Annotated in this window: 23 protein-coding genes; 6 read left to right on the top strand and 17 right to left on the bottom strand. The window is 59.4% G+C overall.

From position 1 onward, the window contains the following. Position 1: 1 nt before the first annotated feature. The 9 genes from rpsC to BW14_RS00075 form a co-directional block, all read right to left on the bottom strand. Positions 2–805, bottom strand: coding sequence for a 30S ribosomal protein S3 (gene rpsC, locus BW14_RS00115; protein WP_044089110.1), 804 nt, complete (start codon positions 803–805; stop codon positions 2–4). A gap of 2 nt (positions 806–807) precedes the next feature. Then, complete coding sequence (gene rplV, locus BW14_RS00110; protein WP_044089112.1) at positions 808–1,167, bottom strand: 50S ribosomal protein L22; 360 nt, start codon at positions 1,165–1,167, stop codon at positions 808–810. A gap of 16 nt (positions 1,168–1,183) precedes the next feature. Continuing rightward, positions 1,184–1,462 (bottom strand): 30S ribosomal protein S19, encoded by a 279-nt coding sequence (rpsS, locus tag BW14_RS00105; protein ID WP_003814508.1) that lies wholly within the window; start codon positions 1,460–1,462, stop codon positions 1,184–1,186. A gap of 15 nt (positions 1,463–1,477) precedes the next feature. Beyond that, a complete protein-coding gene (rplB, locus tag BW14_RS00100; protein WP_044089113.1) occupies positions 1,478–2,308 on the bottom strand; it encodes a 50S ribosomal protein L2 in 831 nt (276 codons plus the stop codon). 36 nt (positions 2,309–2,344) lie between these two features. Further along, positions 2,345–2,641, bottom strand: a complete 297-nt coding sequence (gene rplW / locus BW14_RS00095) for a 50S ribosomal protein L23 (RefSeq protein ID WP_044089114.1) — start codon at positions 2,639–2,641, stop codon at positions 2,345–2,347. A 5-nt stretch (positions 2,642–2,646) separates the two neighbouring features. Continuing rightward, positions 2,647–3,306: a 50S ribosomal protein L4 gene (rplD, locus tag BW14_RS00090; protein WP_140489029.1), complete on the bottom strand. Its 660-nt coding sequence runs from the start codon at positions 3,304–3,306 to the stop codon at positions 2,647–2,649. Positions 3,307–3,312: 6 nt separating this feature from the next. After that, positions 3,313–3,954, bottom strand: coding sequence for a 50S ribosomal protein L3 (rplC, locus tag BW14_RS00085; RefSeq protein WP_044089116.1), 642 nt, complete (start codon positions 3,952–3,954; stop codon positions 3,313–3,315). Positions 3,955–3,970: 16 nt separating this feature from the next. Beyond that, on the bottom strand, positions 3,971–4,279 hold the full coding sequence (gene rpsJ, locus BW14_RS00080) for a 30S ribosomal protein S10 (RefSeq protein ID WP_003808013.1): 309 nt from the start codon (positions 4,277–4,279) through the stop codon (positions 3,971–3,973). Positions 4,280–5,668: 1,389 nt separating this feature from the next. Beyond that, positions 5,669–6,670 (bottom strand): hypothetical protein, encoded by a 1,002-nt coding sequence (locus tag BW14_RS00075; protein WP_181162254.1) that lies wholly within the window; start codon positions 6,668–6,670, stop codon positions 5,669–5,671. Between the two features lie 350 nt (positions 6,671–7,020). Here BW14_RS00075 and budA point away from each other — a divergent pair, with 350 nt between their 5' ends. Both budA and BW14_RS00065 read left to right on the top strand, forming a co-directional pair. Then, positions 7,021–7,797, top strand: coding sequence for an acetolactate decarboxylase (budA, locus tag BW14_RS00070; protein ID WP_140462802.1), 777 nt, complete (start codon positions 7,021–7,023; stop codon positions 7,795–7,797). Positions 7,798–8,065: 268 nt separating this feature from the next. Further along, positions 8,066–9,040, top strand: coding sequence for a YwiC-like family protein (locus tag BW14_RS00065; RefSeq protein ID WP_308810439.1), 975 nt, complete (start codon positions 8,066–8,068; stop codon positions 9,038–9,040). A 221-nt stretch (positions 9,041–9,261) separates the two neighbouring features. On the opposite strand, the gene adhE is transcribed toward BW14_RS00065, so the two are convergent. Continuing rightward, complete coding sequence (gene adhE, locus BW14_RS00060; RefSeq protein WP_140489027.1) at positions 9,262–11,991, bottom strand: bifunctional acetaldehyde-CoA/alcohol dehydrogenase; 2,730 nt, start codon at positions 11,989–11,991, stop codon at positions 9,262–9,264. 526 nt (positions 11,992–12,517) lie between these two features. Here adhE and BW14_RS00055 point away from each other — a divergent pair. The 4 genes from BW14_RS00055 (at position 12,518) to glgX (ending at position 17,391) form a co-directional block, all read left to right on the top strand. Beyond that, positions 12,518–13,648: an ROK family transcriptional regulator gene (locus tag BW14_RS00055; protein WP_140489026.1), complete on the top strand. Its 1,131-nt coding sequence runs from the start codon at positions 12,518–12,520 to the stop codon at positions 13,646–13,648. A 269-nt stretch (positions 13,649–13,917) separates the two neighbouring features. Continuing rightward, complete coding sequence (locus BW14_RS00050) at positions 13,918–14,268, top strand: hypothetical protein (RefSeq protein ID WP_181162111.1); 351 nt, start codon at positions 13,918–13,920, stop codon at positions 14,266–14,268. Then, positions 14,258–14,572, top strand: a complete 315-nt coding sequence (locus tag BW14_RS00045; protein WP_044089164.1) for a hypothetical protein — start codon at positions 14,258–14,260, stop codon at positions 14,570–14,572. The genes BW14_RS00050 and BW14_RS00045 overlap by 11 nt, the downstream gene beginning before the upstream one ends. A 206-nt stretch (positions 14,573–14,778) precedes the next feature. After that, on the top strand, positions 14,779–17,391 hold the full coding sequence (glgX, locus tag BW14_RS00040; RefSeq protein ID WP_140489025.1) for a glycogen debranching protein GlgX: 2,613 nt from the start codon (positions 14,779–14,781) through the stop codon (positions 17,389–17,391). Positions 17,392–17,691: 300 nt separating this feature from the next. On the opposite strand, the gene rpsI is transcribed toward glgX, so the two are convergent. The 7 genes from rpsI to BW14_RS00005 form a co-directional block, all read right to left on the bottom strand. Next, the gene (gene rpsI, locus BW14_RS00035; RefSeq protein WP_044089122.1) at positions 17,692–18,183 is read right to left on the bottom strand and encodes a 30S ribosomal protein S9; all 492 of its coding nucleotides are present in this window, start codon (positions 18,181–18,183) and stop codon (positions 17,692–17,694) included. Positions 18,184–18,205: 22 nt separating this feature from the next. After that, positions 18,206–18,655: a 50S ribosomal protein L13 gene (gene rplM / locus BW14_RS00030; RefSeq protein WP_044089123.1), complete on the bottom strand. Its 450-nt coding sequence runs from the start codon at positions 18,653–18,655 to the stop codon at positions 18,206–18,208. 275 nt (positions 18,656–18,930) lie between these two features. Continuing rightward, entirely contained in the window at positions 18,931–21,096 is a 2,166-nt protein-coding gene (gene malQ, locus BW14_RS00025; protein ID WP_044089124.1) for a 4-alpha-glucanotransferase, read from the bottom strand. A 307-nt stretch (positions 21,097–21,403) separates the two neighbouring features. Beyond that, the gene (locus tag BW14_RS00020) at positions 21,404–22,045 is read right to left on the bottom strand and encodes an AbrB family transcriptional regulator (RefSeq protein WP_044089165.1); all 642 of its coding nucleotides are present in this window, start codon (positions 22,043–22,045) and stop codon (positions 21,404–21,406) included. A 34-nt stretch (positions 22,046–22,079) separates the two neighbouring features. Further along, the gene (locus tag BW14_RS00015; RefSeq protein ID WP_140462841.1) at positions 22,080–22,724 is read right to left on the bottom strand and encodes a YigZ family protein; all 645 of its coding nucleotides are present in this window, start codon (positions 22,722–22,724) and stop codon (positions 22,080–22,082) included. Positions 22,725–22,858: 134 nt separating this feature from the next. After that, complete coding sequence (locus BW14_RS00010; RefSeq protein ID WP_044089126.1) at positions 22,859–23,875, bottom strand: NAD(P)-dependent oxidoreductase; 1,017 nt, start codon at positions 23,873–23,875, stop codon at positions 22,859–22,861. Between the two features lie 54 nt (positions 23,876–23,929). Next, on the bottom strand, positions 23,930–25,171 hold the full coding sequence (locus tag BW14_RS00005; protein WP_375137536.1) for a CapA family protein: 1,242 nt from the start codon (positions 25,169–25,171) through the stop codon (positions 23,930–23,932). Between the last annotated feature and the right edge of the window lie 308 nt (positions 25,172–25,479).

Raw genomic sequence — 25,479 nt, 5'->3', positions numbered from 1 at the left:
CTCACTCCTTCGTTTCTGCTGCAGGAGCGGCCTCGGCGGCAGGAGCTTCAGCCTTGGGGGCTGCGGACTGCTGCTGGGCGGCGGAACGGTTGCCACGGCGCGGACGACGATCGCCACGACGGCCCGGACGGTTGTTCTGCTGAGCCTGCTGCTCTTCGAACTCGGATTCGGTCATATCGCCCTTGTAGATCCACACCTTCACGCCGATACGGCCGTAGGTGGTGCGGGCCTCGAAGAAGCCATAATCGATGAGGGCGCGGAGGGTCTGCAGCGGAACGCGACCCTCGCGGGAGAACTCGGAACGGCTCATTTCCGCACCGCCGAGGCGGCCGGAGAGCTTGATGCGGATACCCTTGGCACCAGCGTGGATGGCGTCCTGCTGAGCCTTGCGCATGGCACGGCGGAAGGTGACGCGGTTGGTCAGCTGCTCTGCGATGCCCTGAGCGACGAGCTGGGCATCCAGCGCGGCGTTCTTGACTTCGAAGATGTTGAGCTGGACCTGCTTGCCGGTCAGCTTCTCGAGCTTGGCGCGGACCTTCTCAGCCTCGGCGCCACGACGGCCAATCACGATGCCCGGACGGGCGGTGTGAATGTCCACGCGGACGCGGTCACGGGTGCGCTCGATCACGATCTTGCTCACGCCAGCGCGCTCGAGGTCCTTGTTCATCTCCTTGCGGATCTGATCATCCTCGAGGACGAAGTCGCGGTAGCGTTCGCCGGGCTTGTTGGAGTCGGAGAACCACTTGGAGCGGTGGTTCTCGGTGATGCCCAGACGGTAGCCAAACGGATTGATCTTCTGACCCATCTTTAGCGGGCTCCTTCCTTGTTAGCCACAACGACCGTGATGTGAGAGGTGCGCTTGTTGATGCGAGCAGCACGGCCCTGGGCACGAGCGCGGAAGCGCTTGAGGGTCACGCCTTCATCAACAAAGGTCTCCTTGATGACCAGGTCGTTCTCGCGGAACGGCTCGCCGGCCTTGTCGGCCTTCACACGAGCGTTGGCGATGGCGCTCTCCAGGGTCTTGCGGACCGGCAGGGCCGCAGCCTGAGGGGCGAACTTCAAAATGGTGACGGCTTCGGTCGCCTTCTTGCCGCGGATGAGGTCGACCATGCGGCGAGCCTTGCGCGGCGTCACGCGGACGTGACGAGCGATTGCTTTAGCTTCCATGTTCTATTCCTTATCCTTAGCGGCGGGCCTTCTTGTCGTCCTTCACGTGACCCTTGAAGGTCTTCGTGGGGGCGAACTCACCCAGCTTGTGACCAACCATGGCCTCGGTGACGAACACCGGGACATGCTTACGACCGTCATGAACGGCGAAGGTGTGTCCGATGAAATCAGGAGTGATCATCGAACGACGGGACCACGTCTTGATGACGTTCTTGGTGCCCTTCTCGTTCTGCTCGTCGACTTTCTTCTGCAAGTGGGCGTCGACGAAGGGGCCCTTCTTGATGCTACGAGTCATCTTCTCGATACTCCCTTACTTGCGGTTCTTGCCAGACGGACGACGACGAACAATCATCTTGTTCGAAGCCTTCTTCGGACGACGAGTACGAACCTCGCCCTTGCCCCACGGGGAAACCGGCGGCTTGCCACCGCGGGTACGACCGCCGTGCGGGTGGTCGACCGGGTTCATGGACTCACCACGGGTAATCGGGCGCTTGCCCATCCAACGAGCACGACCAGCCTTGCCGAGCTGGATGTTGGCGTGGTCCTCATTGCCGACCTCGCCGACGGTTGCACGGCAGCGGGCGTCGACGTTGCGGATTTCGCCGGACGGCATACGCAGCTGGGCGTAAGCGCCATCCTTTGCGACGAGCTGGACGGAAGCACCGGCGGAGCGGGCGATCTTGGCGCCGCCCAGCGGCTTCAGCTCGATGGCGTGGACCACGGTACCGGTCGGGATGCTGTGCAGCGGCAGGTTGTTGCCCGGCTTGATATCGGCCTGGGCACCGGTCTCGATGACGTCACCCTGCTTGATGCCCTTCGGCGCAATGATGTAGCGCTTCTCGCCGTCTGCGAAGTGCAGCAGGGCGATACGAGCGGTACGGTTCGGATCGTATTCGATCTCAGCGACCTTTGCGGGCACGCCGTCCTTGTCCCAACGCTTGAAATCGATGAGACGGTACTGACGCTTGTGACCGCCGCCACGGTGGCGGGAGGTGATACGGCCGTAGGAGTTACGACCGCCGGTCTTGGACTTCTTGCGAAGAAGCGACTTCTCAGGCGTGGAGCGCGTCAGCTCGGAGAAATCCGAGACGGACGCGTTACGACGGCCTGCGGACGTCGGCTTGTAAACGCGGATAGCCATAATATAGTTCTTCCTTTAACTTTTCTCGGCTAGCCTTCAGTTGCCGAAGATGTCGATCGTCTGGCCCTCTGCCACGGTCACGATGGCGCGCTTCTGGGAAACACGCTGGCCGAAACCGGTGCGGGTGCGCTGCTTCTTGCCAGCGCGGTTGAGGGTGTTGACGTTCGTCACCTTGACCTTGAAGATCTCTTCAATTGCCTGCTTGATCTGGACCTTGTTTGCGTCCTTGGACACCACGAAGGTGTACTGGCCACGATCGGAATTGGCGTAGCTCTTCTCGGAGACGATAGGCTTCAGAATCACGTCATGTGCGGGCTTGTGAATAGCGACCATCGGAATCAGGCCTCCTTCGGCTCAGTCTTGGCAGCCACGAAAGCCTCGAAGGCTTCCTTGGTGAAGACCACGTACTGCGCGGTGACCACGTCATACGTGTTGAGCTGATCGACGAAAATCGGGTGAACGGTCGGGATGTTACGCACGGACAGCCACTCGTTGATGTTGTCGCGAGTGAAGACGACCGTGGTGAACTTGTCGGCGGTGATCGGGCTCAGCGCAGCGACGGCGGCCTTGGTGGACGGGGCATCGTTGATGCCGAAGTCCACAACGGCGATACGACCGGCGTTGGCGCGATCGGAAAGCACGTAGCGCAGGGCTGCGGCCTTCATCTTCTTCGGGGTGCGCTGCGAGTAATCACGCGGCTGAGGACCGAACACAGTACCACCGTGGTACCACTGAGGAGCGCGGATGGAGCCCTGACGAGCACGACCGGTGCCCTTCTGCTTCCACGGCTTCTTGCCGCCGCCGGAAACCATGCCACGGGTCTTGGTGGCGTGAGTGCCCTGACGGGCAGCAGCGAGCTGAGCAATGACGACCTGGTGAATCAGCGGGACGTGAGCCTGCACGTCCTCGGCGGAAACGCCGAAGATCTCAGCAGGGGCCTCAACGGTACCAGCAGCCTGGCCCTTGGCGTCAGTGACGTTCAGAGTAACGTTTGCCATGGTTTATCAGGCTCCCTTCACAGCCGAACGGACGAGAACGATGCCGCCCTTGGGGCCCGGGATGGCGCCCTTGATGGCGAGGATGCCGTTCTCGACATCGGAGGAGATGACGGTCAAGTTCTGGGTGGTGGAGGTCACATGACCCATACGACCAGCCATACGCTTGCCCTTGAGGATACGGCCCGGGGTAGCGCATGCGCCCACGGAGCCAGGACGGCGCTCGTTCTTGTGAGAGCCGTGGGAACGACGGTAGGACTTGAAGCCCCAGCGCTTGATGGTGCCGGCGAAGCCCTTACCCTTGGTGGTACCGGTCACGTCGACTTCAGCACCTTCGGCGAACAGCTCGGCGGTCAGTTCCTGACCTGCCTCGAACTGATCGACGTCGTCGGTGCGCACCTCAACGAGGTGACGACGCGGGGTGACACCGGCCTTGGCGAAGTGACCTGCCAGCGGCTTGGTCACCTTGGTCGGGTCGATGGCGCCATAACCGAGCTGAACGGCCTTGTAGCCGTCGGTCTCCTCGGTCTTGACGGCGGTCACCACGTTGGTGGACACGTCGACGAGAGTGACGGGCACGAAGAAGCCATTCTCGTCCCAGACCTGAGACATGCCGAGCTTCTTGCCCAGCAGAGCCTTGCGATTAGACATAGTGCTTCCTCCTCCCTTACAGCTTGATCTCGATGTTGACGTCTGCAGGCAGATCGATGTGCATCAGGGAATCCACGGCCTTGGGGGTCGGGTCCACGATGTCGATGAGGCGCTTGTGAGTGCGCATCTCGAAGTGCTCGCGAGAATCCTTGTACTTGTGAGGAGAACGAATAACGACAAACACGTTCTTCTCAGTCGGCAGCGGAACCGGGCCAACAACCGTTGCGCCCGCGTTCGTCACCGTTTCGACGATTTTCTTCGCCGATTGGTCGATGACCTCATGGTCATAGGACTTAAGCCTGATGCGGATTTTCTGTCCCGCCATTGCCGTCCGCCCTTTCTAGCGATTCGTTGTAGTGTTTACCAACCTGCTTCATTAGGGCACCGGCGCGCATGGCCTCCCTTGGACATACGTCCTCTGGCGGTCATCCGACATCAGTGCGCGGCTTCTGGGTTTCACCCGAAAGTGCTCTCCAGTCCGCGCTCGCTTTTTTAATTCCAATTTGCGAGCCCAAATCAGGCAACTTGTTTATCTAAGCACCGAGGTAGGACTAATTGCGAACTCATGTATTCCGGCGTGTCGCTCTCCCCGACTCCCCTTCCCCGGTCTCGAATCCTGTCTCTTCCTCTCCGACTTTCCACACGCCTACTCGGTTTACTTTCGATTGAGCACACACATGTCATCCCGTTGTTTATCCTCAGTCCTCCTTCTCTCTCCGCCGTTTCCTCTTTCCTCTCCTCCTTTCCTTCTCTGTCATCCCTCTATCCTTTCGGTCATCCCCTTGTTCTTTCTCTATCTTTTCGCCCTCCTCCCCCGCCTTCACTCAGTCCTCATTCCCTCACTCCTCGCTCCTCCACCCGTTGCCCTTCCGCCCACACGAATTTCCAATCCGGCCTATGAACCGACGTTCCGGGCATATGCGTATCACGAGGAAGTCCCCATATCTCGTTCTGGGCATATACGTATCTTGAAGAGCCCGATTTTGTCGCCACATGGTAGTCATATGCCCAGAATGCTGGGCGGCAGTTCCTCGAGAGAGGCCGAATACCACTCGACAATTGCAAGACAGACCCAGACAAACCACAGACACCACAGACAAACCACGAGTTGCAGGTATTTTGTGTACCTCAAATACAATCTGCAGGTATTTTGTGCTCATGAGAGACGAATTCCGAGCCGTACAAAGACACAAAATACCTGCACCGGCCCTTCACGTCACTTTTCACCTGCAAGCAGTGCTTACATATGTACCTGTTTCACCTGCACTGTCTATCGGACGCCCAGCTACCCATCCTCAGGTCCTCATATAACGACCTGTTTCACCTGCACTGCCTCGCTGGAATCTGATTCGCTGAAAGCATTGCAGGTAAAACATCGACAATTACGACAAATACACTCCCACATGTAGAACTAGCCCCATCAGAAGCTCGTGAGCCATACGCAATAACGAATCTCCGCACACAGCCGGACTGCACACCTGTCGGCTCACTCATTGCCTGCACCCAACTCCGCTGTCTGTTCCACACCAACGTCCTGACGAGGGACAAAGAAAGTCGATGTTGCCTACGGTTTACCAGAGCCATGAGTAGCTGGCATCCTGCGTCAATAGCTCGTTGACTGTATTGCCGGCTCCCCTACTGAGGGAGCTGACCAGCGGAACCGAAAGCCAGTCAATCCGCCAACGAACTGCTGACGCAAGATACCGGTAGACCACTAACGCTGTACGACAGTGCAGCTTGATAACCGATGCTGTCGCCCAGAAAGACCAAGCCGCGGCACCCCGGCACGCTCCAATTTCCTGACCAATAATGTCCGCTCCATCGCTTCTCGGAATGAAAAACGTACCATGTCGTCGACTATCATGCGAATCCGCTCCTCACGTTCCTTTTCAGCGATGACGGTGGCGGATAGGTCTCCTTCATGAAGCATTGAAGACGACCTATACTTCACACGGCCGTCAAGCTCTGCAACGATGAATCGACCGTCTGCCGTATGCCATGAGAAATCAACGCGATAACGATGTGCAAGATCAAGAGGATAGACAACCTCCTCTTGAAGAAGCGGCATGGCGAATCCCTCCTCTAGCATTACTCCTAGAGAGAATGCCTCACCACCATTTTCGGTCTGTCCGGTCACATATTCCAGCGCCTTCACGGCACCCTGTTTACCGTCACCAAGCATCCGCTGGAAATAATCGCGTAAGACTCGTTTCGAGGCGAGCCCTTTACGAGCCACCGCTTCTCCAATCGCCAAAGCATCCGGGAACTCCAGATGTCTCATGCAGTCAAAGACGGTACGCAACAAAGGCGTGACCCGAACGCCATCCACAACCTCATACTGAATATCGGACATGTAGTGATGACGCATTAATTCGTAATCTCTCCGGTATGTACTGCGTGTGACCGCAATGTTCACATTGCGCATATGACGTGTGGACTCATTGAATCCATAAAATGCCGCAGCCGTCATTTCGCAGAAAACCCATCGAGAGTGCTTAGAGGACAACGAGCGGATGATATGCCGGTATTGTTCAACGGCGTCAAGAAGACGCCAGTACTCGGGACGCGCGAACATACCTTTATATACGCACTGCAGCTCACCCGCGTTTGCGCGTCGGGCAAGAGTACGGCGTTGTGACGCGTCACGACCCCATACGCACAGTCGCTGCCGTTGTGCCTCGTCCAGACGCCGATCCAGATCCTTGTTCCGCCTCATACATCGACGCTAAGCAATGATGGATATGACTGTCCAGCCGAACCGACCTATGTGGTTCCAGCTTACCGAGTTATCCACATTCGTGTGCGAAAGCGACGCGGAATGGCTGGAACACGGCGAGGGTGACGCGGGTCTATGTAGACAAGGCTTGTATAGCCTCGCCTACGCAGGTGAGGCAACACAGCGACTGTATAGGCGAAGGTTACGCAGGTGAGGACTTTGGGAACGGAGGCGAGACGAAAACACAATGGAGACAGGGCGAGCGGGAACGAAGCGACGTGGCGGATGTCACAGCAGGGATCGCGGGACAAGGATTGTGGGTCAGGACACGGCCAATTATCGTGGATGCCGTGACACAATCACTGGCCAAGAACATCCGTCCCATCACCGACCACGGCGCAAACGTGTTGTATCAGCACGGCACACTCGCGTTGCTCGTACCCGGCCTGCTGGAGGGCACCACCACCATCGGCGAGCTGCTCGAGCACGGAGACACCGGCATCGGCACCGGTGAGGGACTGGACGGCGAACTCATCATCCTCGATGGCGTCGCCTACAAGATAGGCCAGACCGGCGTGGCCGAACGGGTCCCGGACGATTTCACCATGCCGTTCGCCAATTCTCATCGTGCTGCATTCCAGTACCAGTGCGAGCGTGAGGACATCGGCCTCAAAGAGCTCAATGACCGCATCGTCGAGGCCAACGGCCGAGCCAACACGTTCTTCTCCGTGATTGTGCACGGGACGTTCAGCTTCGTCAAGACTCGTGCCGTGATCAAGCAGCAGGCACCGTATCCCACACTGCTCGAAGTGGCGGACCGGCAGGCCATCTTCCTCAGACATGATGTGACCGGCACCATGCTTGGCTACTTCTCCCCCATGATGTTCCACGGGGCCGCCGTGGCCGGATTCCATGAGCATTTCCTCTCCGATGACCACACCTTCGGCGGCCATGTGCTTGATGCGGTGCTCGGCAGGGGGAAGATATACAGTCAGGTGTTCGACACGCTGGTGACGCATCTTCCTGTGGACGACCCCAATTACCGCAATCACGACTTCAGCCAGGACAATATCGGCGAGGCAATCACCAGCGCCGAAGGTGACACGCACGCGGATCATTCCGCCTAACGAGGAGCACGCGGACCATTCCGTCCGACGGGCAGGCCAGCCATTCCGACTGAGGAGGGTCGGCACAGCCACAGCATCCGCGAGCTGCAGCATCCGCAAGGCACAGTCGATGATGGTATCCGTCGACCACCCCTATATAAATCCGCCGATTACCCAGTAACCCGGAAATCAACCCGCCCAATTCAGCAATTCAGCAATTCCAGCAAACCGAATCTGTTGCACCCGGCGAATCTGTTGCGCCCGGGGTTGAATTGATACCTTTATATATATGAGCGAGCACTCCTCCCCACATCCGCAGTCCAACGACGTCATCAGGCAATCATCAGTGGCTTCCGTTCGCAATACCCCCCTGCAACGTTCGGACAGTGCTTCCCAATCTCATTCCAGTGCCGCCATGCAGGCCGAGCGCACTTCACGGCGACGCCGCACCACACTGCGTGATTGGATTCCCGACCAACCCGGCGCATGGGTCATGGCCTTGGCTCCCGCACTCGCCGGGGCGATATGCGGCACAGCCGCGGCAGTGGCGCGACCATCCGCTCAGTCAGGTTTCCCGGCGACCGCAGCCGGCTGGTGGATCCTGGCGTGTTGGGCTCTGTGCTACTGTCTGGAGTTCACGACCGCACGTTGGCTGAAATCCCATTGCGCATCGCGCTACCTGCCTCCGGCGCTCGGCTACGGCATTGCGCTTGCCGCCATAGGGTTGCCATTCCTGATCACGCACGTCGATGTGCTCGTATGGGCTCCCGTGTATGTGGTATTGGCGGTTGTGGCATTCGCCGGCGCATGGTTTCGCCGCGAACGGTCGCTTTGGGCCAACGCGGCAGCGGTGGTTGCCGCCAGCCTGATGTCGATGATCACATTCCACTATGCCGCGCATTCGCCCAGTATTCCGCAGGTCTCGCTGCCGGGGCTGGTGCTCGCGCTCTGTTTCGCCGCAACCCAGTTCGGCTCGGTGCTGTTCGTGAAGACGATGATTCGGGAACGCGGCAAACGCTCGTATGTCGTCGCCTCCTGGCTGTGGCATGCCGCGCTGCTGGCTTGGTGGCTTATCCCCGCGAATCGCAGTCCCTATCTGGTGATTATGGGGGTGGTTCTGCTCGCGCGCGCCATCGCGCTGCCATTGGTCGCCCGCGCACGAACCATAAAGCCCGTGATCGTCGGCATCACGGAGTGTTTCGCCAGCATTATCGCTTTCGGCTGCATCCTCGGCAATGCGCTGATGTATATCCCGCATATCTGATGGCCCCACGATGTAGGGACTATCCCACGTTGTAGGGATGCAACGATGCGGATTGGCTGTATGAAGCCATTTTGCGTTACAACACCATGGGGAAATCCCTACACCATGGGATAGCCATAACGATAACGGCTGAGGGGAGCCGCGGAACAATCGCCGTGGCTCCCCTCAGCCGTTGTGGTTTTGTTATTAGACTCTCAGTCGGACTCTCAGAGCCGCCGTCCTCAGACGCGCTCGGAGGCTTCCTCAGTGGCCGCCTCGCCTTCGCGTTCGACGCGCAGCTTGTGGCCTTCGGCCTGGCTGACGCCGTAGTAGGCGGCGATGGCGATGTCCTTCATGTCGTTGATCAGCGGGATGCGCGGGTTGGCCGGGGTGCACTGGTCCTCGTAGGCGCGCATGCCAATCTGGTCGAGGACGCTCCAGAAGTAGTCCTCGTCCACACCGCAATCCTTGAAGCTCTTGTTCATGCCGAGCTTGTTGTCGCGGTAATCCTCAACGGCCTTGGCCAGGTTCTCGACGGCCTCGGCCGGCGTCTTGCCGGTGTCGATGCCGAGGTTACGGGCGATGTCGCGGTAGCGCTCCGGAGCCACGTACTTGCTGTACTTCGGCCAAGAGGTTGGTTCCTCCGGAATCTGGCCATTGTAACGGATCACGTACGGCAGCAGGATGGAGTTCGTGCGGCCGTGGGCGATGTGACAGAGCGCGCCGATGGTGTGGGCCATGCCGTGGCACATGCCAAGGAACGCGGAGCCGAACGCCATGCCGGCCATCGTGGCCGCGTTGTGCATCTTCTCCTGTGCCTCGGTCTTGGCCAGACCGGGCTCGCCGTTGACGGACTCGGCCAGGTTGTCCCAGATGAGCTTGGCCGCGTGCAGGGCCATGCCGTCAGTGAAGTCGTTCGCGTACACGGACACGTATGCCTCGAAGCTGTGGGTCAGCGCATCGAAGCCGGCGTCGGAGGCGAGCTTGCGCGGCTGGGTGCGGGCCAGCACCGGGTCCACGATGGCCACGGACGGGGTCAGTGCGTAGTCGGTGATCGGGTACTTGTAACCGGTCTTGTGATCGGTGATCACAGCGAACGGCGTGACCTCGGAACCGGTGCCGGAGGAGGTCGGGATGCACACCAGCTTGGCCTTCTTGCCCAGCGGCGGAATCTTGAACGCGCGCTTGCGGATATCGAAGAACTTCTCGCGCACGTCGGAGAACGCGATCTCCGGGTGCTCGTACAGCAGCCACATGATCTTGGAGGCATCCATCGGCGAGCCGCCGCCGACCGCGATGATGGTGTCGGGCTCGAACTCCTCGCGCATCATCTCGGCGCCCTTCTCGACGGTCTCGACGGAAGGCTCCGGCTCCACGTAATCGATGATGCGGAAGGTCACGTTGTTGGCACGGGCGCGCAGCTGGTCGATGATCTTGTCGACCACACCGAGCTGCTCCATGACCTTGTCGCATACGATGACGGCCTTTTCGATGCCGTACATGTCGCGCAGGTACTTGATGGCGTTCGGCTCGAAGTAGGTCTTCGGCGGGATCTTGAACCACTGCATGTTGTTGTTCCTCCGGGCGATGCGCTTGATGTTGACGAGGTTCACGGCCTGCACGTTGCCCGAAACGCTGTTGCCGCCGTAGGAGCCACAGCCCAAGGTCAGCGACGGGGCGATGGCGTTGTAGATATCGCCGATGCCGCCGAGGGAGCTCGGCTGGTTCCAGATGATGCGGCAGGCGTGCATGCGGACGCCGTACTCACGCACGAGCTCCTGGTTGTTGGTGTGGATGGCGGCAGTGTGGCCTGCGCCCAGCTTGAGCATCTGCTCGCACATCTCGAAAGCCTGCTCCTTGTCGTTGGCTTTGAGGACGGCCTGTACCGGGGCGAGCTTCTCGTGGGTCAGCGGCTCGTTGTCGGAGACCTCCTTGCATTCGGCGGCGAGGATGGTGGCGTCGGCCGGAATCTCGAAGCCAGCGGCCTTTGCGATGAACTGCGGGGACTTGCCCGGAACCACGGAGTTGAGCTTCGGGGTCTGGCCGGAACCGGCGGTGCAGCCGAACATGTACTGCTCGAGCTTGGCCTTCTCGTCTGCGTTCACGAAGTAGGCCTTGCGAGTCTTGAGCTCCTTGACCAGCGCATCATACACGTCCTTGTGGGCGATGATCGCCTGCTCGGTGGCGCAGATCATGCCGTAGTCGAAGTGCTTGGACAGCACCAGGTCGTTGGCGGCGCGCACGATGTCCACATCGGAATCCACATAGGCCGGGGCGTTGCCGGCGCCCACGCCGAGGGCGGGCTTGCCGGAGGAGTACGCGGCCTTGACCATACCCGGACCGCCGGTCGCCAGGATCGTGGCAACGCCGGGGTGCTTCATCAAAGCGCCGGTGGCCTCGATGGACGGGTGTTCGATCCACTGGATGCAGTTGGCCGGAGCGCCGGCCTCGATCGCGGCGTCACGCACGATGCGCGCGGCCTCGACGGAGCACTTCTGCGCGCCCGGGTGGAAGCCGAAGACGATCGGGCAACGGGTCTTCAGAGCGATCAGGGACTTGAAGATGGCGGTGGACGTCGGGTTGGTGACCGGGGTCACACCAGCGACCACGCCCACCGGCTCAGCCACTTCGTCGATACCCATCACATCGTCCTCGCGGATGATGCCCACAGTCTTCTGACCGGCCAGGTAGTTCGTCACGTGCTCGCACGCGAAGATGTTCTTCGTGGCCTTGTCTTCCACGAGGCCACGTCCGGTCTCGTCAACGGCCATCTTGGCGAGCACCAGATGCTTGTTCAGTGCGGCGATGGATGCCTTGGCGACGATGCGGTCAACCTGCTTCTGATCCAGATCCTCGAATGCGATCAACGCCTTCTGCGCCTTCTCGACCAGCGCATTGACCTCGGCCTCAGCTGCGGCCTGCTTCTCTTCCGGGGTCGGCTTGGTGGCTTCGACCTTTTTTGCTTCTGCCAATTTGGGTCCTCCTCGATCTTTCTTGGGGTTGGTTGGCAAAGTATTCTGTTCTGTCATGCGCCACCAGGACCGCCACGCCGATACATCCGAAGTGGCCCGCATAGATTGGCATCTACGCACCCTGACGCGCACCGTCACAGTCACTGTGACCTGAGTCACAATATACCGAAGGCATTTATGGTCTGCATACGCACAAAATCAACGGCGTTTCATGATTATTAATGATATATTTTTGTGCAATACTGTGATATTTACTTAACAATTTCGCACTTTTCTTGCTTTTTTGATGTATTTTGTTTGTTTTTTTAGCAAAATCACAACCCTACTCACACATCATCTCGCCAACTTATAGAAGATTCTTTTCCATAAGTTGCCGCTTGGAGCAGCTTTTATGAAATAAATTTTCCAAAAGTTCGCTGACGAGTTGGAAATACAAGGAATTCCCGTGCCATCAATCTTAGATTGCAGCCATCGCGGACTTTTATCAAGTACACTGTTATATGTCTCATCTCACAAAGGGGTAATCATGAGGGCAATGCCGGCGACCGCGTTGAAGACGCACAATCGTAATGCCATGGCTCAATACCTCTATGAGCATCGAAACGCCACCAAGCAGGACTTGGAGCGCGACCTGGGACTGAGTCTGCCCACCATCACCCAGAACCTGCGCGCGTTGGAGGACGACGGCCTGATCCGCAAAGGCGATCTGCAGGACTCCACCGGCGGACGAAAAGCGCAGATGTACGAGTTCGACCCGAACCATCGCACCGCCATCGGTGCAGTGATGCGAGCCAACGAACTGCGCCTGTGTGCCATCAACCTGTACGGTAAGGTCATCGACCGTCGTATCGAATCGGCGCCGTACCGAAACACCAACGTCTACTATCAGCGCATCGGCGACATCATCAACGCCTTCGCCGCCGACTTGGAGCGCCGTTACGGCGCGGTGTTGGGTGTCTCATTCGCCATCCAAGGCATTCTCTCGCCCGACGGCACGACCATCACCTTCGGCACCATCATGGGCAACACCGGTCTCACTTTGGAGACCCTCAGCCAATCCATCCACTGCACGTGCATGATGATCCACGACTCGGATGCCTCCGCCATGGCCGAACTCTGGTTCGACCCCACGCTCACAGACGCGGTATGCGTATATCTGGAGCGACGCCCCGGCGGAGCGGTCATTGTGGATGGCAAGCTCTATCAGGGGCCCAACCAATGCAACGGCACTATCGAGCATATGACGCTGGTGCCGGATGGACGGCCATGCTATTGCGGGCAGCGCGGGTGCATGGACGCCTACTGCTCACTGGAGACCCTGCCCGAGGATTACGAAAGCATCCCCGGCTTCTTCAGCGTGCTTGAACAGGGCGAGCGCCACCACCGCGAGCGCATGAACGCATGGCTCAACTATGTGGCGCAGGCCATCGTGAACGCGCGTTCGATCATCGCCGGCGACGTGATCATCGGAGGCGAAGCCGCACAACATCTCACCGACGAGGACATCGAGATCCTGCGCAACCGTATCGTCGAGCGCAGCCCGTTCGGCACCGACCATTTCACGCTGCGCACCAGCTATTGTGCCGAAGACCAGAACATCATCGGTGCCGCGCTGCGATTCGTGGAGGCATATCTCACTGACATCCAGGTCAAATGAGCGGTTATTTGTGAGCTACTGGGCCATGGCCTAATCACAGAGCAGCGCAAAACACAAGGTATAGCCGCAGTCTGGCTGCGTCCCGTTGAAAAGCATACGCATCCGAACTGCATCCAAACAGCACTGCACTCGATAAAACTCACCATCAAGCATCGATGTGGATAACTCTGGAAGCTGGAACCACATGGGCCGATTCAGCTGGACATGCCTTGATTGGTCCCACTACGCTCAAACCACCGAGCAGGTTATCAACAAAGGAGTTGACGCAAGTGGGGTTGCCAAGTAGATTTGTGTATATCGACGGGGAAGATCCAGTGATTCTTCCATCGGCACATCGTGAGAGCAAACACGGGGAACCGCCGATCGCCGACAGCGACATTCTCCATGTCTATCGACATGGCATCGAGGTCGCTGTGAACGATCGGCGTATTCCTCCCACCCATGTCCTTGTGGGCACCGGAGCTTCAGGCGCGGTTCTCTATGAAATTGGCGTAATCGAACGCCAATGGATTCCAGGCATGGACGAACACGTCATCGTGCACGCCATGCGCGCACGGCTGTCCTATGAAATGAAATGGCTGCTGCTGCAGTACCACGAAGGTGATGGACATGAGATTTGAAGACTATACGCCCGAAATGCAGGCGAAATTACGGGCAATAGGCAACGCCGCCGCCGATGCAGTCGAAGCACAGGATTCCCCTTCACTGGGAGATCCTGAAAACGATCCGAACTTCTCCCCGGAGCTTGAGCTCAGCAGGCTTCTGAATCGTCGTCGAACGGAGCTGAAAGCAATCGATGACAGCATCACGCGCATGGTTCTGCTCATGCACCGCAGAGGACAATCATGGGAGACCATAGGCCGAAAGCTTGGCATCACCGGGGAGGCTACGCGATTGCGATACGCCAAACTGGAACGTCAATAGCCGACAGTCAAATACCCGTGTAATGAGTCGTATAATGAACCGAAAGCTTGAAATCCCAGAAGACACCGTCATTGGGCGACTTTGACAACAGCTGTAAAGCCTCCTGAATTTTGTCACCGAGAAAGTCCTGGGCCTCTTCAAGCTTCATCTCACGGGTGAGAAGGAAGTGGAGCAGCGCTCACAGGCACGGCATCTACAATAGGGGTATGAGAAATCCACCGTTGCATCGTTATGCCACTCGTCCCGGCCTGTACTTCACCGATGATGGAGGCGCTGACGTCATAGTCCGCTCCGAGACCGCGGGACAGGTATGGCTATGCGTGCTTGAGCCGGTCGACAAACCCAGCGCATTCTTCCAAGATGCGATTCGTCTGTTCTCAGACCCGGGCGTCTCCTTCATCCAGCAGATCCATGAGTTCCCGGTGTGCACCCGCATCATCGAGCACCTGTATCTCCGGGAGACGCTGTTCCGTATGAACGGCCCTAATTACGGCCTGTGGTACGTGCACCTGCCCAAAGCCTGGGACGGCATGCAATACGGGTACCGCGTGGATGGCGCATGGGACCCCAAACATGGCGTGCGTTTCAATCCATACAAATTCCTGCTCGACCCTTACGGCAAAGGCATCGAAGGCAGCATGGAGCTTGATCCGGCGGCGTTCTCCTACCAATGCGAAGTGCATGACCGCAAGGTCGTCGGATCGGCATACGGAGCGATGAGCACCATCGATTCACTGGGCCATGTACCGGTGTCCGTGGCCATCGACGACCGCGACATCCACAAGCATGAGGACGATCCGGGGCACCCGCATGTACCGTGGCGGAAAACCGTGATTTACGAGATGCACGTCAAGGGCTTTACGGCCAACGCTCCATGGCTGCCCGAGGAACTGCGCGGCACCTATGCCGGGCTCGCCCATCCGATCACCTTGGCGTATCTGCAGAACCTCGGCGTCACCACCATAGAACTATTGCCCATCCAAGCCAAACAGGACGAACTGTTCCTCCAGGAACACGGTCGCAGGAACTACTGGGGATACTCCACCCTAAGCTACTTCTCCCCCGAACCCTCGTACGCCACCAAGGCAGCCCAAGAGCACGGTGCGGGAGCCGTGCGTCAGGAAGTCATCGACATGGTCCGGGCCCTGCACGAAGCCGGCTTCGAAGTCATCATGGATGTGGTGTACAACCACACCTGCGAGGGCGGGGTCGAAGGTCCGACCGTCTGCTGGCGCGGACTAGACGATCTGGCGTATTACCGCCACCAGAAGTCCAACGTCGGGCGTCTGGAAGACACCACCGGCTGCGGGAACACCTTCGATTTCACCAATACCCACGTGGTCACGTTTGCGGTGGATTCGCTGCGCTACTGGGCCAAGCGCATCGGCATCGACGGCTTCCGCTTCGACCTGGGCGTCTCGTTGGCACGCCTCAACGGCGAGTTCACCCCGCATCACCCATTCCTGTATGCGTTGCGGTCCGATCTGCTGCTCGGCAATCTCAAGCTCATCATGGAGCCATGGGATTTGGGCAATCTTGGCTGGCGCACCGGGCAGTTCGGCATCCCGTTCGCCGAATGGAACGACCGGTTCCGCGATACCACGCGCACATTCTGGCTGGAGGATGTGGACGGCAGCATGGAATACGGACGGACCAGCCTGCAGGAGATGGCCACGCGCATGTGCGGTTCGGCGGATATGTTCGCCACCGACCCGGGTCGAGGCGCCACGGCATCCATCAACTTCGTGGCCTGCCATGACGGTTTCACGCTTACGGACCTGACACGGTATCGCACCAAGCACAACGAAGCGAACGGCGAGAACAACAACGACGGTTCTTCGGTGAACCATTCGGCCAACTTCGGCGTGGAAGGCGTGACTGACGAACCGGAAATCATCGCCGCACGAGAGCAGGCCGCCATGAACATGACAGGCACCATGCTGCTTTCGCTCGGCACGCCGATGATGCTCGCCGGCGATGAATTCCGCAATACGCAGAACGGCAACAACAACGCCTACTGCCAAGACAACGAACTGACATGGATGAACTGGGATTGGCTGTATTCCCCGTACAAGACCCGCGAGATGCGGCGCTTGGAAACGGTCTCGAGGCTTATCTCGCTGCGTAAATCGCTTGACCTGTACCATCACGAGGACTTCTTCACGCGATTGACGCAGATCGGACTGTTCAAGCCATCCGACCGCGTCAAATGGTTCCTTCCCGACGGCTCCTCCCCGAAGGAGCGCGATTGGTTCGATCTGAGCACTCGTGGGTTTACCATGCGTCTGCTGTCCAACACGGAGGTAGACGTCTGCATCGTGGTCAACGGCGTGGCCGAGAACCGTGACTTCCGGCTTCCTGACGACAGCACATGGATTCCCAAGTGGTGTTCCGCCGAAGTCAATGGATTGTGGCCGGGTCAGGGCGGTCATATCGGCACCGAAAAGGACAACGAGGAAATCAGCGTCTGGATGCAGCATGTGCAGAACGCCAATGAAGTCGTCAGGCGTCTGGCTGAGGAGGCGCAAACCCACAAGGCCGATGCCGCAGGCATCGCCGGATTCGACATCGTCGACAACAGCGCGGCGCACGATGGCGCCACAATCGCCGGTGAGGCGGCATCCGTCGATGCCGCAGCGGCAAACGGAGGGCCGCGTATATCCCCCAATATCACCTTGTATATGTCGGACAATGCCAACGACAGCGGGGACATCGACAGCACTGCTGCCGAGAAGGTCCCCGGTGAGAACAGCGCGATCGATCCTCACAATGTATGGACGATGCCGGCGATGTCCATCACACTGATGAAACAGGTGTGAGAAGCGGCAGCGGGATTGGCCACAGCACAGGCCACACATAAGGCAGTGTGCCGACAGGACGGTCCAGTCTGTCGGCGCACTGGCTCAGTACTAGTGGTCTATCTGGTAAATAATTGAGGGATTCAGTTTTTCTCTCCCCCAGTCAGCTTCGCTGACAGCCCCCTCGTCAGAGGGGGCCAGCACCACTCAACCAATTACGAGACAGACCACTAGCACATATACCGGGATATACCAAAGAGCCCTTCGTGGATGACCACGAAGGGCTCTTTGTGCTCGGTAAAGACACAGAACGCCAGCGGATTAACGCTTGGAGAACTGCGGGGCGCGACGTGCCTTGTGCAGACCGGCCTTCTTGCGCTCCACGACGCGAGAGTCGCGGGTCAGGAAGCCAGCCTTCTTCAGGGTGGCGCGGTTGGCATCACGGTCGATGGCGTTCAGCGCACGGGCCACGCCGAGACGGATGGCACCGGCCTGACCGGTGGTGCCGCCGCCGTCAACGAGGACGATAGCGTCGAACTTGCCTTCGAGCTTGAGCAGAACGATCGGAGAGTTGACCTCACGCTGCAGCAGCTTGGAGGGGAAATACTCCTCCAGGGTGCGGCCGTTGATGGTCCACTTGCCGGAGCCCGGAATCAGACGGACACGGGCGACGGCCTCCTTGCGACGGCCAGTGCCATAGCCCGGCTCAATCGCGGAGGTACCGGTGCCAGCGCCAGCGTTGGTCTCGGTGGTGTAGTTGGTGAGCTCCTCTTCGGTCTCGACAACCTGGGAGTCGTTGGTGTTTTCAGCCATGATATCTATCTCCTCTCAGGTTTCACTTGGCCTGCTGAGAGATCTGAGCGATCTCGAAGGTCTTCGGCTGCTGGCCTGCGTGCGGATGCTCGGCACCGCGGAAGACGCGGAGACGATCAAGCTGCACCTTAGCCAGACGGTTCTTCGGCAGCATGCCCTTGACAGCGGCCTTGATGATACGCTCGGGGTTCTTCTCGAGCAGCTCAGCGTAAGAGTCGCGGCGCAGACCACCAGGACGGCCAGAGTGGACGTAGAGTTCCTTGCCCATCTTGTTGCCGGTAAGAGCGATCTTGTCAGCATTGATGACGATGACGAAATCGCCGAGATCCGCATGCGGAGCGTAGGTCGGCTTGTTCTTGCCGCGCAGCAGGTTTGCAACCTGGGAGGCAAGACGGCCAAGCACCACATCGGTGGCGTCGACGATGTACCAGTCGTGGGTCAGATCAGCTGGTTTCGGAGTGAAAGTTTTCACTGGAGTACCTTTTCTATATATTGTGTTCCGGGTCTCGGCTGCCTGGCGTGGCTTGGTCAGAGCCGCATCCACAAAGCTTTGAACCTCATTATCCGTGGGCTCCCTGAAAGTCCTCGATGGCGAGTGGGATAGCGCTTTGAAGGACCCCTTAGGGAAACACAACAATCCACTAGTATATCGCGGGTCTTGACATAATAAAACGGCGTGGCGGACTCTTTCGTCCGGCCACGCCGTTTGCCTGAACCTTCTGTTCCCCGTCCGGGAACCCGATGGCGTCAGGAGTTGAAAATCTGCGCGATACGCTGCGCGCCAGCGGTGTCGAACACCGTTTCGAGCGGCACCACGTTGCCCTTGGCATCGGCCAGAGGAATGCGCCAGTTCGGATACTCGTTGTTCGTGCCAGGCTGGTTCTGTGCACGCTTCTCGCCTACCGCATCGGTGATGGATGCGGCAAGCAGCTTGCAGGGCGCATCCTTCAAGGCACGATACAGCGCATCGACGATCTGCGACTCGTGCGCCACACGGTCCTCGGCGGCTGCGGCATCGAGGTATCCCTGCTCCACCAGCATGGCGATCATGGCGTCCTGCTCGGCCTTCGCGGAAGCCTCGAACTCCTCCGCCGGACCGGACAGCAGTCCAAGGCGTTCGCGGATCTTCACGTGTTCGAATTCCAGATATCCCGCTGCCGGCGGCAGATCGTGCGTGTTCACGGAAGCCAACGCATACGGACGGTAATCGGCAGGCTTGCGGAATACGCCGTCACGCTGCTCGAACCATTCGACAGCGCAACCGAGGATACCGTGGCTCGCCAGTGAATCGGCCACATATTCCGGCACCACGCCCAGATCCTCACCGACCACCACGCCATGCGCTCTCGAAGCCTCAATGGCGAGAATACCCAGCATGATGTTCGAGTCGTAATACACGTATGCGCCATCCATGGCCGGATGTCCCGACGGAATCCACCACAGGCGGAACAGACCGAGGATATGGTCGATGCGAACGGCACCGGCGCGGGCGAACATATCATGCACCATGTTGCGGTACGTCCGGTATCCCGTGGCCTCAAGATCGAGCGGGCTCAGCGGAGGCTGGCTCCAGTCCTGACCTTGCTGGTTGAACATGTCCGGCGGAGCACCGACAGTGGCACCCTTGGCGAAGCGTTCGGGATTCCACCATACATCGGCGCCGTTGGGATGCACGCCAACCGCCATGTCGGACATGATGCCGATCTGCATGCCGGCATCCTTGGCCGCCTGCTGCGCTGCGGCAAGCTGCTCCACGGCCACCCATTCCAGCCAACGATAGAAGTCCAGCGTGTCGGGGAACTGGCTCTTGAGCTTGGCGATCTCCGGGGATTCGCGGTTCAGCAGCTGCTCCCAGCTGCTCGGATCGGATGAGGGCGCACCCCACTTGTCATAGCACAGGCACCATGTGGCATATGCTTCAAGATCGTTGCCGCTGGCGGCTTTGAACTCGTCGAACGCCGTCTGGCGGGCTTCCGTGCGCCCGGCCTTGAAGATGATCCAGAGCGCGTGCATCTTGCTGCGCCACATGGCATCGCGGTCGATGACCTGCGCGTCGCCGTTGAGCGGGTCGACGTCGGCGTGCAGGGCATCCACCTGCGCCTTGAGGTCCGCTGTGAGCAACGCATACTCCGGCAATGCCTCCGGTCGGATGTAGGTGAAGTTCACCAAGCGACGGCTGACCGGCAGGTACGGAGAAGGGGTGAGCGGCGATACCGGTTCGGCCGCGTGCACCGGGTTGATCAGGATGAAGTCGGCTCCGGTCTTTCGCTTGGCGTCGATCAGCAGCTGCCTGAGATCCTCGTAATCGCCCACACCCCAGGAACCGGAGGAGCGAATCGAATACAGCTGGGCCATCCAGCCCCAGAGGCTGCCGTTGTTCATCGAATCAAGGAGATCGACCTTGCTGGGTGCACTGATCAGCGTGGCATCCTGCGTACGGTCTCCCACAGTGACGTGCAAGGTATGGTATCCGACTGGCAGATTGGCAGGAATGACGAGTGCCGCAGTGGAGACGAAACGGTCGCCAAGGTCAAAAGCCTGCGAACCATCGCCCGGGCCTACCCCAATGGTGCCTTCATAGGGCTCGCCGTTTTCCAGTGTGATGGTGGCGCTCGGCGTCTCGAGGATACCGGTGTTGACCAGCACCTGATCCTCCGCGCCCGCCGTGTGGAGCACCGTAGGTGCCACCAACCTGGAGTGACGTTCCTTGAGGATTCGATGAATCTCCGCTTCCTGACTATCCTCATCCCGGGCGTCAATGCCCAGAGCGGACAGCACCTCGATCAGGACATCATCGTCAATCTCGTGGTAGTCGTGGCTCATGCCCACATAGCTGGTTCCGATGCCGACCAACTTGGCAAGACGAATAAGAGGGCGAGCCAGTCGCTCTTCATTCTCGGTGTTCTCACTCATACTGCACAGTTTAGCGCCCCCAATACCCTCCACACAGGAGCAACAACGCCGCAATCACGCGAAATTCCCTGATTATTCAGTATTTTTTCAACAAATTGGGTAGGAGATGGACACAGCGGCGGGTACGGCGCCGGCCTCACAGACGCTCAGCGTACGTTTACTGTGGCTTCGCACCTACTTATCTCACCAAACGTACACTGAGTGCGAGTAAGCGTACGTTTGGTGAGGTATAAGGCAACGTTTGGTGCACGCTGCAACGACACAACGAGGCGGTAGCGGCACAACAGCAACAGAGGGAATCTGCGGGCTACTGACGCTGGGCTACGGCATGGCGGACTTCCGGGGATGGATCGTCGGCAAGCTTCTGCAGCATCTGCGCGGAGGTATGCGGATTCAGCGCCACAGCCCGCCGCACCATCGATGCAAGCACCGCCGGAGCCCCCTCTTCGAGCTCGGTGCCGAGAACACCCAGATAGTCCAAGGTCTCTGCGTCGGCATTCGGGTCCTGCGCGCCTTCAAGCCGCATCTTCCAGCTGGTGCGCTTGTTGCGCAACGCGTGGTCGCGCACCGCGGGCACGGGATCCTTGGTGAGGCGGCCGACCAGCCAGTTCTTGTCGTCCTCATTGGCGGCCACGGCCTGACGCACTGATGGCTCAGGGTCTTCCGACAGCTTGACCAGAACATTCGGGAACGGCATCGTCGTGGCCAGGAACACGCGGTCCTCCACCGGCGTGTGCCGGTTGCCCGCAACGGCTTCCAATAATGCGGTGGCCCGCGAGAACGCCGCCTGATCGGACCGGTCCGGCAGTGGACGCCGCGCAAATTCCGAAAGCTCGGCGGAGTCGGTGGAATGCCTGAGACGTTCATACGACGCGGTCAGTGGCTCGAAGTTCTCTGCTTCTTCGGCCTCGGCTGCAGGCTGCTGTTCATCAGTCTTCTGGTCAGTCATGGGATACAGCTTAGTGGGTGGCTCCGCCAGCAGATCACTCGGCGACGGGGACGGGAATACTGATCAAGTCCATGGGATCAGGCGTCACTGCGGCATTGAAGGTTTCCCGCACCCGTTCCTCGAAACGTACGGCGGCATCAAGCGGAACCACGGCCGTCAACACCACGTTCGCCTCATAGGTTTCATCGGTCTGCCTGCCGCCCACCTGCGCCAGCACTTGTTGGAACCTGGCCAGCTGAGGGTATTCGAGACGGACCCTGTACCGACGCGCGACCATGATGCGCGCCACCTGCGCCGCCTTCATCGCCAGGGATGCGGCTGAGGAATATGCGCGGACCAAGCCTCCCGAACCGAGCAGGATACCGCCGAAGTAGCGCGTGACCGCCACCACGCAGTCGGTGGTGCCGGACTGTTTGAGCACATCGAGGATTGGTTTGCCGGCGGTGCCGGAAGGCTCACCGTCGTCACTCATACGTTCGGAAAGACGACCATCGGCACCCCCGCATACAGCTGCATACGCCACGTGCCGGGCCTTGGGGTGCCGCTCGCGTATCGTTTCGACGAATGCGAGCGCCTCATCCAGCGTCGCCACATGGGCGGCGTCGCCGATGAATTCGGACTTCTTTTCGACCAGCGCATCATGTGCGGGGGCTTGAGGGGTGTTGAGAATCGTTTGCATGGGCATCGGTGTGGGTATCGGCGATTGGGATTTGGTAATTGGCTCCGCTGAATTCGGCTCTATACCGACAGTACAGACGCTCTATAGACGTTCTATACAGACAGACACTGAGCCGCATCGTCCAGCGGCGGCACTTAGCGCTCGGAAACGACCACGTTGTAGTCTTCACCGGCGAAATATGCGGTGAGACAGGCGATCATCTGACGGGTGAGCTCCTTGAATGCGCCATCCGTGCGCCAGCCTACATGCGGGGTGAGCACGACGCCGGGAATTGCGCAGATGGCATCGTCGGCGGACAGCGGCTCATGGTCGAATACGTCGAGGCCTGCAGGGATATCCCCTTTCCGGAGCCGAGCGAGCAGTGCACCGGGTTCGATGACTTCGGAACGTGCGGTATTGATGAACAATGTGCCCGGGCGCAGACGGGCAAGATGCTCCGCGGTGACGATGCCACGCGTGGCGTCATTCAGCGGCAGATGCACAGAGACCACATCACTGCCGGCGATGAGATCGCCCAGATCGTCAACCGGAGTGACATCCAGACCGGCGAAACGTTCAGCGGGAACATGCGCGTTCCAGGCACTGACCTGCATGCCGAATCCGCGGGCGATGCCGGCGACCGTCGATCCGATGCCGCCGAGTCCGATGATGCCGAGTCTGCGGCCGGCAAGTTGCAGGCCATCGCCGCCGGACCACGCCCAGTTGCCGGACTTGACATCGGCGTCCAGCGCACCGACGCGACGGACCAGTTCCAGCATCAGCGCGAAGGCGTGTTCGGCCACGGCATGATCGCCATAGTGTTCGGCATTGCACACGCGAATCCGATGCTCACGGGCAAGCGGCAGATTGATATAGCTGGCCACACCGGTGCCGCAGAAGACGATGCATCTGATATGGCTGCGTTCGGCGATGGCATTCAGCAAATCATCCGAGATATGGTATCCACCGACCAGCAGGGCGTCGGCATCGGTGATGCGCTCCGCCAACACGGCTTCATCAGATGTGAACTCCTCATACATACGCACGCGAGCCACATCCTTGAGCGCCGGAAACTGCGCCTTGATGGGTTCGATCATGGACTGCAGCAGCGAAGGCATCACCACAAGCGGAAGGTCAGTGCGCTCCGGCTGGGTTTCGTAAATCTCGGTCATGTCCCCCACATTAGGCGGCCGGCGGGAGAATGGCGCATGACAATCGGTGCGTGGCTATTGCTGCGACTGTTGCTGCCGTTCCTGCGTAATGTTCCACTCGCGCACGACGTTCTGGTCGGCACCCATGGCATAGATGACATTCCAGATGCGTTGGCGAACCTGGGCATCCTGATCCTCCGACCAGCAGGTGCCTATCGGATGGTCACTGGAGATTGGGCACCATTTGTATGTGCCCTGCTGCTGGTTGGCGGTCGGCACCCAGTCAATGCGGCTGACGCGCCAGGACCCCTTGACGCCTTTCTTGCCGGCGAACTGCACGCGAGCCGTGACGCCTTGGTTGTTGACGATGGTCTCCGCTGGCGCGGATTCGGTCACCGCATTGCCCAGACCGTAGATGATCCATGTGCCGTTGTAGTTCTCGATGGGTTGCGCGCAATGGCATCCGGCGCCATAGATCACGTCGAAGGCACCGGTATCGGCAAGTTCGTGGGCTTCGGATACCTGCCAGGAATCCGCATGGTCAAGGTATTCCTGTACGGAATGCATGGCGATGGCCACCACATCAGCACCCTGTTCGCGCGCCTTGTTGGCCTTGTCCACCGCACGCTGGATATCGCTGTCGTGATGGGGATCGCCGGCGTCACGAAGACGGTCGACCTGCCAATCCTGATTCGGGGTCATGCCGTTGAGGGAGACCGTTCCCGTCACCAGCCCAAGCTTTCCGCCGCCGGTCGGCGAGTCGATGACCAGAGGCTTCATGGAATCCTCTTCGGTCTTGTACGATCCGGTCTGGGCGATGCCGTCCGCCTCAAGCGTGTCCCAAAGCCGTTGGATGCCCTCCGCACCTTGGTCCCAGGAATGGTTGGTGGCATGGGTGCAGGCGTTATATCCCACGTTGCGTGCCGCATCCGCCACTTCCGGAGGAACGTTGAAAATCGGGTAGGCGGAATATGGGCCGCCGCGCTGGGCGATGGGCGTCTCGAATTCGCACACTGCGATATCCGAGGCTTGGATATATTGCTTCATCGGCTCGAACAGCGGGTCAAAGTTGAATGCCGTGCCATCAGTGGCATTGATATTGGGTCCACGGAACTGATTCCATAGCCCCTCATGGAACAGCAGGTCGCCATTCACCAGCATCGCGATGCAATCCGTATCCGGGCAATCGGGCGAATTGCCGTGATGCTCGGCTACAGGAGAGGGAGCCTGCCGTGTTTTGTTAAGCGTGGCCCCGGACGGGCCGGCGGATGCGGTCGCGCCGGGCAGTTGCTGCGAACCAGCCACACGATGGTTCACACCCAGCCAAAGACCCAACACCCCGGCGCCCAACACGACAATGATGCACGCCAGCACGATTGCCAAGCGATGATTCCGCCCCGATGAGGCCCGATGCTGGCCTCTACCTGCAATATGCGTCATCTGCATTCACCCAATCGACTTCTCTCCACTACTCTTCCAGACTACTCCCCGGGCACCACTCCCCGAGCTTCCCCGGATTCATACGCGTGCGTCCCCGGCATACGGCGCGACCAGAACGTGACATTATCGGGCCAAATAATGATTTTGCATCGTTGTGCCGCGAATTGCACTTCTGTAGAATAAAA

Source organism: Bifidobacterium sp. UTBIF-68 (assembly GCF_006408855.1).
GTDB lineage: Bacteria > Actinomycetota > Actinomycetes > Actinomycetales > Bifidobacteriaceae > Bifidobacterium > Bifidobacterium reuteri.
This window is presented reverse-complemented; position numbering and strand designations above follow the sequence as displayed.